The following is a 12538-nucleotide window of genomic DNA, read 5'->3' on the forward strand; positions in this document are numbered from 1 at the left end:
ATAGCTTGCCGGGCACCGACGTTGTCGCCGGTGTAGCCTGGGGACAGGAACGCGAAAAGGAGTAACCATGACTGTGACCGAAAAAGCAGAAGCCACCCACGAGGTGGAGCTGTCGTCGACCGCTGCCGACAAGGTCCGCAGCCTGCTGGAACAGGAAGGTCGTGACGACCTGCGCCTGCGCGTGGCTGTCCAGCCCGGCGGATGTTCCGGACTGATCTATCAGCTCTATTTCGATGAGCGCTTCCTCGACGGAGACGCGGTCCGCGACTTCGACGGCGTCGAGGTCATCGTCGACCGGATGAGCGTTCCCTACCTCAGCGGTTCGACCATCGACTTCTCCGACACCATCGAGAAGCAGGGCTTCACCATCGACAACCCCAACGCCGGCGGATCCTGCGCCTGCGGAGACTCGTTCCACTGATCAGCCTCGGCTGAGGAGGAGCGCTTCTCATGGACCTGGAGGATCTGCGTGCCGTGTCGTACACGGCAACGCAGCCCCAGGTCCTTTTGTCGTATCGGGCCGGACTCTTCCCGATGGGAGTCGGCCACGGAGGCACCGGTCGGATGGGATGGTGGGCTCCACGACGACGTGGAGTTCTGTTTCCCGGTGACCTGCGCGTGACGAAGAGCCTGCGCAAATCGATGAAGCACTTCACCTTCACCATCAACCGAGCCTTCATGCACGTCATCCGGGCGTGTGCCGACCCGCGGCGGACGGGCAGCTGGATCACCGAGGAGATGATCGAGCTCTACCAGGGCCTCCACGACGACGGGTGGGCGCATTCGGTCGAGGTCTGGAACGACGATGAGCTTGTCGGCGGACTCTACGGAGTCGCCATCGGTTCGTTCTTCGCCGGCGAATCGATGTTCCACACTCAGCGGGACGCCTCGAAGGCCGCGCTGGCCCACCTCGTCGAACTCTTCGACGGAACCGACGTCGTCAGCGGAGAAAGCCGGTCCACCTCGGCGGATGCGGATACGGGACCGGTGGAGTGGCTCATCGACTCCCAGTGGCAGACATCACACCTCGCCACCCTCGGCGTGTCGGAGATCAGCGGCCTGGAGTACTCCGCGCACCTAGATTCCGCGCTCAGGGGCAGTGTCTGTCAGCATATTCTCAACAAATGAACATCTGCAGGTGAATTTCTACCGCGTGTAGCGGTAGTCTTATGAGTGACAGAGTAAGTACACGTCTCTCGGCCTGACCTGGAGACGCAGAACGTTGTGAAAGGCTGCACGTGGATTCTCCGAATCAGTCAGGACCGCAGCGGTCCTGGGCGAAGCGGCTCGGCATTCTGAGCGCCGTGTTGATACCGGCGTTGCTATCGGGTTGCACTAAAGAGCAGATCGCCACAGGATTTTTTCCCGTCGAATCGCAAGGCGCGACGAACCACACTGATGCCTATACAGCGCTGTGGAACGGCGGCTGGATCGCCCTTCTCATCGTGGGCCTCATCGTGTGGGGACTCATCCTGTGGGCCATGGTCGCCTACCGCCGCCGCAAGAACGATCGCGGACTGCCGGTGCAGATGCGCTACAGCATGCCGATCGAAATCCTCTTCACGGTGACTCCGGTCGTCCTCGTCCTCGGCTTCTTCTTCCAGAACGTCCAGGTCATGGAGAAGACGACGGATGACTCCACCCCTGGCGAGCAGGTCATCGAGGTCGCTGCCAAGCAGTGGGCCTGGGACTTCAACTATGAGACCGAAGACGTCTACTACGCCGGCACTCAGGTTGCCCTCGACGGCACCGAAGCCCCCGAGAAGACCGCTCCCGTCCTCTACCTCCCCGTCGACACCGACCTGGAGATCCGCCTGCACTCCCGCGACGTCCTCCACTCCTTCTGGGTCCCCGCCTTCCTCGAGAAGCGAGATATGATCCCCGGCCACGATCAGAGCCTGCATCTGCGTGCCGAGAAGGAAGGCGAGTATGTCGGCAAGTGTGCCGAGCTTTGCGGTGAGTACCACTCGGAGATGCTTTTCAACGTCAAGGTCGTGTCGAAGGAAGAATTCCAGGAGTACACGCAGTCGCTTGCCGATCAGGGCAACACAGGCCAGCTGGGACCGGAGTACGATCGCAACTGGTACCCGAAAGAAGGTGCTGAGAAATGACCGCCACGATGGATCAGGCGGCTCTTGATGCTCCGGTAGTTCCACGGAGCAAGGGCAAGATCATCGTCGACTGGATCACGTCGACGGACCATAAGACGATCGGGTACATGTACCTCATCGGCTCGTTCTTCTTCTTCTGCGTCGGCGGTGTGATGGCGCTCATCATCCGCCTCGAGCTCTTCGAGCCCGGAATGCAGATCGTTGAGACCAAGGAACAGTACAACCAGCTGTTCACCATGCACGGCACATTGATGCTGCTGATGTTCGCCACCCCGCTGTTCGCCGGCTTCGCCAACGTCATCATGCCGTTGCAGATCGGCGCTCCGGACGTGGCGTTCCCGCGGCTGAATGCCTTCGCCTTCTGGATGTACCTCTTCGGCAGCCTTGTGGCCATCTCCGGATTCCTCACCCCTCAGGGTGCGGCATCCTTCGGCTGGACCGCCTACGCGCCATTGAGCAATACGACGTTCACACCGGGCGCCGGTGGTAACTTGTGGGTCCTCGGACTCGCCCTGCAGGGCTTCGGAACCATCCTCGGCTCCGTCAACTTCATCACGACTGTGATCACCATGCGCGCCCCGGGCATGACCATGTTCCGCATGCCGATCTTCACCTGGAACGTCCTGGTCACCGGCATCCTCGTGCTCATGGCCTTCCAGCCTCTGGCTGCTGCGCTGCTGGTGCTCGGTTCCGACCGCGTCCTCGGTTCCCATGTGTTCAGTCCGGGCAACGGCGGACCGATACTCTGGCAGCACCTGTTCTGGTTCTTCGGCCATCCGGAGGTCTATGTCATTGCGCTGCCGTTCTTCGGCATCGTCACAGAGATCTTCCCGGTGTTCAGCCGCAAGCCGGTCTTCGGCTACAAGGAACTCGTCTTCGCGACAGTTGCCATCGCTGCGCTGTCGGTGACCGTGTGGGCCCACCACATGTACGTCACGGGCGTCGTGGCACTGCCGTTCTTCGCCTTCATGACGATGCTCATCGCGATTCCGACAGGTGTGAAGTTCTTCAACTGGATCGGCACGATGTGGAGAGGCTCGATCACATTCGAGACTCCCATCGTGTGGTCGATCGGCTTCCTCGCAACGTTCCTCTTCGGCGGTCTGACCGGAGTCATCCTGGCCAGCCCGGCCCTCGACCAGCATGTGTCCGACACCTACTTCGTCGTGGCGCACTTCCACTACGTCGTCTTCGGCACCGTCGTGTTCGCGATGTTCGCCGGATTCTACTTCTGGTGGCCGAAGTGGACGGGCAAGATGCTCAACGAAAAGCTCGGACACATCCACTTCTGGATGCTGTTCATCGGCTTCCACGGAACCTTCCTCGTCCAGCACTGGCTGGGTGTCGACGGAATGCCGCGTCGTTACGCCGACTACCTGCCGCAGGACGGTTTCACCTGGATGAACCAGGTGTCGACGGTCGGTTCGCTGCTGCTGGGTCTGTCCATGGTTCCGTTCTTCTGGAACGTGTGGATCACCCACCGCAATGCACCCAAGGTGACGGTCGATGACCCATGGGGCTACGGAGGATCGCTCGAATGGGCTACCTCCTGCCCGCCCCCGCGTCACAACTTCACCTCGCTGCCGCGGATCCGCTCCGAACGTCCTGCCTTCGACCTCAACCACCCCGAGCTGCTTGAATACAGCGGTCACGGTCAGGCAGAACCCCAGCTCACAGGAGACAACGCCAAATGAAGTCATCGATCTACGTCTTCAACCTCTGCGGCCTGTTCTTCATCGCAGTCGGGATCTTCTACGGCTTCTTCACCGACTTCACCGAGCTCGTCGGATTCCCGGCGTTGCTCCTCGTCGGACTGATGGCCCTGATGATCGGCGTCTACCTCTGGCTGACGGATCGACGCGTCGGTCGTCAGCCTCAGGACAACGACGACGCCGAGATCTCCGACGCCGATGCCGACTACGGTATGTTCAGCCCGTGGAGCTGGTGGCCGATCGTCAGCGCGGGAGCCGCCGCCGTCGCATTCTACGGAATCGCCATGGGTTGGTGGATCTTCCCGTTCGGTGTCGTGCTCGGCATCGTTGCTCTGGTCGGTCTCACCTACGAACACGATCGCGGCGATTTCGCCCACTGATTCAGTGATCTGATCGCCCAACCACTGTGGCCCGGACTCAAGTCGAGTCCGGGCCACAGTGCTATTCAACGGCAGCGGACAGACCGAAGCAGGTGGACAGGAAAACATCTTGGGGCACGTCCTCCGGTCCCTTGTCGGCGCCGGAGTGGCTGATGGACGCTTGCGTGGTCTCCTGCGGCCCGTACGTACACCCGCAGGGTCGCACTTCTGCCGTTCGCAGTCGGAGCAAACGGCGGACTGCTCTTCCGGAGCTAAAGGCGGACTGCGGTTTGGTCCAGGTTGTTCTGAATTCATCACGTTCTTCGGTGAGCATTTGAGAACATTCAGTACCAATTCGACAGAGCACACCGCGATGAAGGAGGCGTTGTGCCGACGCAATCGCCAAGATCGACATCGGGTCCACCACGGATCGCGGCGGGCGTCCACTAGGGCGGACGCAGACGCAGCCGGAGGCGACTGGAGGCTGAAGAGAGCCCTGGCGACACTCTTTCGCTGGCCAAGATGCGGCGGTGCGTCACTGTACCGTTCGGCTCATTCTCTTTCTGCCAATCTTGGGGCCGATGAGCCTCGATCGGCAGTCGAGACTTTGAGAGCAGCTATGAGGCGCCAGGCAACGTGCCAGGGGAGAGGCAGATTCCACGTCTGGGCACCGCTGAACGAACGCCCGTCTTCGTGCACGGGCCTCCCCGAGGCGAACGGAGCAGTACGTTCAGAAGCTTGCTGCAGGCCCGTCAGCGGCCCGTCGGCAGTCTCAGACGACCTAGTACCCGGCCAGAGCATTTTGAGACGCAGGACGTGGCTCTCATAGCCTACGCCGGGTGTTCCGATTCGCGGAGAACCGCATCGGTTCGACACGGGACCATTCCGATCGAGGCGGAAGCGGCTCAATCCAGGTGGTACTGCCCCTGGCCAGCAGGTGCTGAGACCGACAGGGAAAGGTGCAGATCTCCACATCAGGAGGCGGAGAACGGAGTACGCGACGGGGAGTAACGAGTGACCGCCTCTTCTGTGAATTGAGCGAGGGGCTCAGCAGTTGAACTGCTGAGCCCCTCGTATCAGGTGTGTCGGACCTGTCAGTGTCCGAGTTCCTTGTTGTTCGAACCCTCGACAGCGTCGTGGTCGTGGTGCGAAGCCTCGAGCTCCTGCTTCGTCACCGGGGCCACACGATCTTCGAAGAAGAAGCGAGACAGACGTGCACGCAGCTTCTCCATCCCCGTGATCTTGCCCTCGGCATTCGGCTCGGCCGGTACGTAGGCCGGCGACTCGAACGCGGTGATCTTCCACAGCTTGTGCGGGGGAAGAGCCTCGTGACGTTCGAGGAACTCACCGTGGGGCAGACGGATGATATGGGCCGTCTCCCGTCCGTGCAGAGCGATTTCACGATCCTTGCGCTGAAGCGCGAGGCACATGCGCTTGGTGATGATATAACCGATGATCGGTCCGAAGAAGAACAGGAATCGGAAGATGTAGATCATGTCGTTGAGCGACATCTGGAAGAACACTGCGATGATGTCACCCGATGCAGCCGCCCACATGTTGCAGTAGAAGATGATTCCTGCAACGCCGATGGCGGTACGAGTCGGGTTGTTGCGCGGACGATCGAGGATGTGGTGCTCCCGATGGTCCTTCTGCAGCCACGCCTCGAAGAACGGGTAGATGAACATGACAGCGAACACGCCGCCCATGACGATCACGGCGCTGTTGATGTTGAACGAGATCGGCCATCCGAAGATGTAGAACTCGAACCAGCCCGGGACGATGCGGAGGAACCCATCGGCCCAACCGATGTACCAGTCAGGCTGGGTACCGGCCGAGACCGGGGAGGGGTCATACGGACCGTAGTTCCAGATCGGGTTGATCGTGAACAGCGCCGAGATGAGCGAGAGCAGACCGAAGATGAGGAAGAAGAAACCTCCGCCCTTGGCTGCGAAGGTCGGCAGAACAGGTTCTCCGACGACGTTCTTCTCGGTGTTTCCGGCACCAGGGTACTGGGTGTGCTTGTGCACGACGACGAACATCAGGTGGATGCCGATGAGTGCGATGAGCAGAGCCGGCACGATCATGATGTGCAGGGTGTAGAGGCGGGCCACGATGTCGATGCCCGGGAACTCTCCACCGAAGAGGAAGAACGAGATATAGGTTCCGACGAGCGGCAGCGACTTCAGGATGCCGTCGATGATTCGCAGTCCGTTGCCCGAGAGCAGGTCATCGGGGAGCGAGTAGCCGGTGAAGCCGGCCGCCATGCCCATGATGACGAGCAGAACACCGACGACCCAGTTGAGCTCACGCGGACGGCGGAAGGCACCGGTGAAGAACACGCGGAGCATGTGGACGCTCAATGCGGCGACGAAGAGCAGCGCGCCCCAGTGGTGCATCTGTCGGATGAACAGACCGCCGCGGATCTCCAGGGAGATCGCGAGTGTCGAATCATAGGCTTCGGAGATCTCGACGCCGCGCAGCGGCAGCCAGGGTCCGTCGTAGTGCAGTTCGCCCATGGCCGGCTGGAAGAAGAACGTGAGGAACGTTCCGGACAGAACGACGATGATGAAGCTGTAGAGAGCAACCTCGCCGAGCATGAACGACCAGTGGGAGGGGAAGATCTTGCGACCGAACTCGCGCACGAGGACAGATGCCCCGACGCGGGTTTCGGCGAAGTTCGCCGCCTTCCCGATGGTGGTGGTTGGCTGTGTAGTACTCATGGGTGGTTGATCTCCCAGAACGTAGGTCCGACAGGCTCAGGGAAGTCCGACTGGGCAACCAGGTAGCCTTCGCTGTCCACGGTGATGGGCAGCTGAGGAAGCGGTCGTTTGGCCGGGCCGAAGATGACCTTGCAGTGTTCCGTCACGTCGAAGGTCGACTGGTGGCAGGGGCACAGCAGGTGGTGTGTCTGGTGCTCGTACAGTGCGACGGGGCAGCCGACGTGGGTGCAGATCTTCGAGTAGGCGACGATTCCGTCGTGCGACCAGTCCTTGCGATCCGGATCCTCTTTGAGTTCCTTGGGATCGATGCGCATGAGAAGCACGGCCGCCTTGGCCTTCTCGTTCAGCGGGTGCTCGCTGGCCTCCTCGTCGCCGATGCCCGAAGGCAGGACATGGTAGGCCGAGCCGATGGTGACTTCGTCAGCCTTGATCGGACGTTCGGAATCCACCGAGGGGATTCCGCCGACGTCGCGGGTGAGGCGAGTGCCCTTCTGCCAGAGCGTGTTGAACATCTTGTCGCCCGGCAGCGGACCGAGGTCGCGGAAGACGAGAACTGCCGGCAGCGGCGCGATCGCCAGAGCGGCGATGAGCGTATTGCGCAGCAGAGGACGACGGGCGATGCCCGACTCTTCCTTGGCCTGGTGGAGGATCTCGAGCGCAATCGCCTGATCCTCTTCGCTGCCGCCGATGTCATGGCGTTCGTCGATGCCCTCGTGATCGCTCATGAGGTTCTTGGCCCAGAGCACTGCACCGAAGCCGATGGAGAACATCGCGACAGCGGCACCGAGGCCGACGAACATGTTGTGAAGGCGGATGCTCTGCATCGATTCGCCCGGGGTGAACAGGAAGTACGCCACGATGAACCAGATGGTTCCGATCATCGAGAGGATGAACCAGGCGGCTACCTGTCGTTCGGCGACCTTCTCGGCGCGTGGGTCCGAGTCGGCCAGGCGCGGTTTGTGCTCGGGCAGACCTGGGTTCGTGAACCCGTTCAACTCCTCGAGCTGGCTGCCGCCGCCGGAGTGCTCTTTCGAGGTCATTGAATTCCCCGTCTATTCTCGTAATTGATGGTGAACGACACTGTCAGACTCACTTGGCCCTGGATGACAGCCACACTGTCAGACCGATGACGGCAGCAAGTCCGAAGAACCAGATGAACAGGCCCTCTGCCACTGGGCCCAGCGAACCGAGCTTGAAGCCGCCGGGGGAGGGGTTGTCCGAGACTTCCTTGACGTAGGCGATGACATCGCGCTTGTCTTCGGGAGTCAGGTTCGCGTCGTTGAAGATCGGCATGTTCTGGGGGCCGGTCTGCATCGCTTCGTAGAGGTGCTTCTCGGAGACTTCGGACAGGTTCGGTGCGTACTTGCCGCGGGTCAGCGCACCACCGGAGCCGACCACGTTGTGGCACATGGCGCAGTTGGTGCGGAACAGACCGCCGCCGGCAGCGGGATCACCCTTCGAAGCATCGAGGTACTCGTCTTCGGGAACTGCCGGCCCGGGGCCGAGCGAAGCGACGTAGGCAGCGAGCTGAGCGGTCTGCTCTTCGTCGAACTGCGGTTCCTTGACGCGAGCCTGCGGGCCGTTGGCCTGCAGCGGCATGCGTCCGGTGCCGACCTGGAAGTCCACTGCAGCGGCGCCGACGCCGATGAGGCCGGGACCGGCCTTCGAGCCTTCGGCGTTCATGCCGTGACAGGTGGCACAGTTTGCCGCGAAGAGTTTCTTGCCTTCTTCGATATCAGAGGCGCTGGCTGTGTCCGCCTTGGCGCTCGAAGTCTGCGTGAAGAGTGCATAGGCTCCGCCGGTCAGCAGCAGTCCCACGAGAAGAAGCGCGACCAGCGCCATGGGATGTCTGCGGCGATCTGCTAGAAGCTTCACTTGATCGTCCTTTGCTTGAAGTGTTGTGAGTCCTGGGGGCCGAGCATCTCGGGCCGGCTACTGGAGCAGGTAGATGACGCCGAACAGACCGATCCAGACGACATCGACGAAGTGCCAGTAGTAGGACACGCAGATTGCGAATGTGGCTTCATGGTGACCGAACTTCTTCGCTCCGTAGGCGCGTCCGATGACGAGCAGGAAGCAGATGAGCCCGATGGTCACGTGAATGCCGTGGAAGCCCGTGGTCAGGTAGAAGACGGAACCGTAGCCGTCGGAGCTGATCGAGATGCCCTCGCTGACGAGGGTCGCGTACTCCATGACCTGACCGGAGACGAAGATCGCGCCCAAGGCGAAGGTGAGGTAGAACCACTCGACCATTCCCCATTTGGCGATGTTGAACAGCGACCCGGTCCGCCGGGGACGGAACCGCTCGGCAGCGAACACACCGATCTGGCAGGTGAACGAAGACGACACCAGGATCAACGTGTTGCCGAGAGCGTAGGGGATGTCGAGGATCTGGGTCCTCGCCTCCCACAGCTCCGGAACAACGGACCGGACGGTGAAGTACATGGCGAAGAGCGCGGCAAAGAACATCAGGTCGCTCGCGAGGAACACGATGAAGCCCACCGTGGTCACATTCGGACGATTGACAACCGGATGTGCTGGCGCTGTTTGAGATGCAGTGGCAGTTGACACAACCCCATTATTACCCGTCTCGGGGTGAGTTTTCATCTTTTACCCAGGTTTCGAGAAAGAAATTTCTACACGACGTAGCAAAAACCGCGATCTGGTGCCGAAATCTCGTTTCGGATGCCGCTTCCGCCCGCGTGTCGAAGTCGCGATAGTATGCCGCAGGTAAGGTCCGCCCTGAGCTTCGGGGCGGCGGCAGCCCCTAGTGAGAGTTCAGACGGATGACCGAATCGACGCCCAAGACCACCCCGGCAGCTCAGGCTTCCGGGGCCCGCACCACGGTTCCGGCGGCCGCTGAGAACTGGCCCGACCTGATCATGGCTCTCATGCACCAGCAGGACCTCGATGGAGACCAGGCGGCTTGGGCGATGGATCAGATCATGTCGGGCAAGACTCCGGATGTGACAATGGCCGCATTTCTCGCCGCACACCATACGAAGGGCGAGACGGTCGAGGAGATCGCCGGCCTCGTGGCGGCCATGATGGATCATGCCGTTCCCCTGCCAGGACTGGAAGATTCCGTCGACATCGTCGGCACCGGAGGCGACCGCGCGAAGACGGCGAACATCTCCTCGACCGCGGCCATGATCATCTCCGCCACCGGACAGCGGGTCGTCAAGCACGGAAACCGCGCGACATCCTCGGCGTCGGGATCGGCCGATGTGCTCGAAGCCCTCGGCGTGCGGTTCGACATCACACCCGAACAGACCGGTCAGATCGCCCAAGAGGTCGGACTGGCCTTCTGCTTCGCCAACGTGTTCCATCCGTCGATGCAGTTCGTCTCTGCAGTGCGGCGCCAGATCAACGTTCCCACCGCGTTCAACATCCTCGGCCCCCTGACGAACCCGGCTCGAGCCAGGCATACGGCCATCGGCGTCGCCGATGCCCAGATGGCCCCGCTCGTCGTCGGCACGCTGGCCAAACGCGGGCACCAGGCCGTGGTCTTCCGGTCACGCGACGGTCTCGACGAGCTGAGCAACACCGACGTCAACGATGTGTGGGAAGTCCGTCACGGCGAGATCGAACACACGACGTTCGACGCCCTCGACCTCGGCATCGAGCGGGCGACGAAGGACGATCTGCGCGGCGGCGGCCCGAATGAGAACGCGGCCATCACGCGCGCGGTCCTCGACGGTGAACGATCGGCCGTGCGCGACATCGTGGCCATCAACGCCGCAGCGGCGCTCGTCGCCGCCGACGAGTCGGCTGTGGGCACCTTCACGGAGCGCTTGGCCCTCAAACTCGAAACTGCGGTGGCGACGATCGACAACGGGGGCGGCGCGGACAAGCTCCAACAGCTCATCGACGTCTCACACAGAGTCGCTGAGTCGAACCGCTCCTGAGCTCTGTGCATGGCTGGTCGCTCCCTGACGGGGCAGCGACCAGCCATGATCGCCTGCGGGCGTCACAGAGACGAGCTCGGCGGTCTCCAGCCAGCCGGCCAGCAGACGCGACTCCTCCGGGAGCGAGTCGGTCTCCTGCGGCAGCGCTCCGGGGGCAGGGACCCATTCGGCCGTCGAACTCAGCGCCGACAGAGAATCTCCCATGGCTTGCCTGGTCGACACATGGCCGGCGCCGGCGAGTTTCCCGTGGCGGATGATCGCCAGGTCCCAGCCGGAGTCGAAACCGGGGGCCGCCGCAATCAGTTCGGGAACTCTCCGCAATGCCGTGACCTGTTCGGCTCGCGCCGCGATGGACACTGCCGAGCGCATTGAGTCACGGACCTCGGCGGCCGTTTCGAACCGGGCCTCTCCTGACAGTCGCTGCATGCGTTCAGCGGCCAAGCGCTGCAGTGAGGACAGGTCCCCATCGAGCAGAGCGAAGAGCTCGCGGATCGAGCTCTGGTAGTCATCGACATCGGTGATCCCAGCGCAGGGACCGCCGCATTGACCGACCTGTGCACTCACACAGGGACGATGTACGCCGAGGCTGCGCTGCGTGATCGCTGCCGTGCACCTCTTGACGGGGTAGAGGGTGTCGAGGAGTTCCTTGACGGCCTGGGCCGACTTCCGTGAACGGAACGGTCCCAGCGGTGGAGCGGGGGAGCGTTCGAGCGCCGAGTTCGCCCGGACCACCGACAGTCGGGGGAAGAGCTCATCGCTGAGGACGATCCAGGAATTGCGTTCCGGGTTCTTCGACCGTCGGTTGTAAGGCGGCGCCAACTCTCCGATGAGGCGGATCTCGCGGACTTCGGCTTCCAGCGGGTGGGCGCAGGGCAGGCAGCTGACCTCTTGTGCCGCAGTGATCATCTCGGCCATGCGGCCACGGTTCTCCGAGGCGTTGAAGTACCCGCGCACTCGCCTGGCCATATTTCCGGACTTGCCGATGTAGAGCACACGGCGAGTGCCGTCGAGGAACATGTAGACGCCGGGCTCCGCGGGAACGCCCTTGGCCAGGTGGGATTTGGCCTGACGCTTCGCCCACCCTGACTGCCTGACGGTCGACAGCTCCTCCAGCGTCGTCACTCCGTAGCCGCCGAAGCGTTCGAACAGATGGTGGAGGAGCTCGCCGGTCGCTCGCGCATCGGAGAGCGCACGGTGATCGGGCTCGACCTGGGTGCCGAAATGAGCGGCGAGCGTCGAGAGTTTGTGGTTGCGCACTTCGTCGCGGCCGACCACGCGTCGGGCCAGCGTGACGGTATCGAGGACTGTGGGCGCCGGCCAATGGTAGTCGAGACGTTCGCAGGCCGAGCGGAGGAATCCGATGTCGAAGGGCGCATTGTGTGCGACCAGCACCGCACCGACGGAGAATTCCAGGAAGCTCGGCAGAACCGAGCTGATCGGAGGTGCGTCATCGACCATCGCATGAGTGATGCCGGTGAGCCGGGCGACGAATGGGCTGATCACGGAGTGTTCCGGTTTGACCAGGGTCTGGAACTCGCCGATGACCTCGCCGCCGAGAGTCTTGACCGCGCCGATTTCGGTGATCTCCGATTGCCCGGCTCGGGTGCCCGTCGTTTCGAGGTCGACGATGACGAAGGTGACGTCGGACAGGGGAGTTCCGAGGCTGTCGAATGACAGCTGAGTGTTGTGCAGTGCGCTGGGCGCGCGGTCGAACGGGACGGTCATGAT

The 12538-nt window shown here is 62.2% G+C and carries 11 protein-coding genes; 6 read left to right on the top strand and 5 right to left on the bottom strand.

All coding sequences use genetic code 11. From position 1 onward, the window contains the following. Positions 1-67: 67 nt before the first annotated feature. From KTJ89_RS02915 to KTJ89_RS02935, 5 genes are all read left to right on the top strand, one after another. The gene (locus KTJ89_RS02915; protein ID WP_025778316.1) at positions 68-421 is read left to right on the top strand and encodes a HesB/IscA family protein; all 354 of its coding nucleotides are present in this window, start codon (positions 68-70) and stop codon (positions 419-421) included. Positions 422-450: 29 nt separating this feature from the next. Next, positions 451-1128, top strand: coding sequence for a leucyl/phenylalanyl-tRNA--protein transferase (gene aat / locus KTJ89_RS02920; protein ID WP_259356757.1), 678 nt, complete (start codon positions 451-453; stop codon positions 1126-1128). Between the two features lie 110 nt (positions 1129-1238). Continuing rightward, positions 1239-2111 (top strand): aa3-type cytochrome oxidase subunit II, encoded by an 873-nt coding sequence (ctaC, locus tag KTJ89_RS02925; RefSeq protein WP_139467187.1) that lies wholly within the window; start codon positions 1239-1241, stop codon positions 2109-2111. Further along, positions 2108-3805, top strand: coding sequence for an aa3-type cytochrome oxidase subunit I (gene ctaD, locus KTJ89_RS02930; RefSeq protein WP_139467188.1), 1698 nt, complete (start codon positions 2108-2110; stop codon positions 3803-3805). Before ctaC ends, ctaD begins: the two co-directional genes overlap by 4 nt. Then, a complete protein-coding gene (locus KTJ89_RS02935; RefSeq protein ID WP_139467189.1) occupies positions 3802-4203 on the top strand; it encodes a cytochrome c oxidase subunit 4 in 402 nt (133 codons plus the stop codon). Before ctaD ends, KTJ89_RS02935 begins: the two co-directional genes overlap by 4 nt. Before the next feature lie 1073 nt (positions 4204-5276). Here the strand turns inward: KTJ89_RS02935 and qcrB are convergent. The 4 genes from qcrB to ctaE are packed head-to-tail and all read right to left on the bottom strand — an operon-like array spanning position 5277 to position 9509. Further along, positions 5277-6902: a cytochrome bc1 complex cytochrome b subunit gene (gene qcrB / locus KTJ89_RS02940; RefSeq protein WP_139467190.1), complete on the bottom strand. Its 1626-nt coding sequence runs from the start codon at positions 6900-6902 to the stop codon at positions 5277-5279. Beyond that, positions 6899-7942, bottom strand: a complete 1044-nt coding sequence (gene qcrA, locus KTJ89_RS02945) for a cytochrome bc1 complex Rieske iron-sulfur subunit (protein WP_259356758.1) — start codon at positions 7940-7942, stop codon at positions 6899-6901. The genes qcrB and qcrA overlap by 4 nt, the downstream gene beginning before the upstream one ends. A 49-nt stretch (positions 7943-7991) precedes the next feature. After that, positions 7992-8777 (bottom strand): cytochrome bc1 complex diheme cytochrome c subunit, encoded by a 786-nt coding sequence (gene qcrC, locus KTJ89_RS02950; protein ID WP_139467192.1) that lies wholly within the window; start codon positions 8775-8777, stop codon positions 7992-7994. A gap of 57 nt (positions 8778-8834) precedes the next feature. Beyond that, positions 8835-9509 carry an aa3-type cytochrome oxidase subunit III gene (ctaE, locus tag KTJ89_RS02955; RefSeq protein WP_172169436.1) on the bottom strand — a complete coding sequence of 225 codons (675 nt, stop codon included), beginning with the start codon at positions 9507-9509 and terminating at the stop codon, positions 8835-8837. A 179-nt stretch (positions 9510-9688) separates the two neighbouring features. On the opposite strand from ctaE, the gene trpD reads away from it, so the two are divergent. Continuing rightward, complete coding sequence (trpD, locus tag KTJ89_RS02960) at positions 9689-10810, top strand: anthranilate phosphoribosyltransferase (RefSeq protein WP_259356759.1); 1122 nt, start codon at positions 9689-9691, stop codon at positions 10808-10810. Here trpD and KTJ89_RS02965 read toward each other — a convergent pair. Then, on the bottom strand, positions 10778-12535 hold the full coding sequence (locus KTJ89_RS02965; protein ID WP_172169442.1) for a DEDD exonuclease domain-containing protein: 1758 nt from the start codon (positions 12533-12535) through the stop codon (positions 10778-10780). The genes trpD and KTJ89_RS02965 overlap by 33 nt on opposite strands. Between the last annotated feature and the right edge of the window lie 3 nt (positions 12536-12538).

Source organism: Brevibacterium sediminis (assembly GCF_024895295.1).
GTDB lineage: Bacteria > Actinomycetota > Actinomycetes > Actinomycetales > Brevibacteriaceae > Brevibacterium > Brevibacterium sediminis.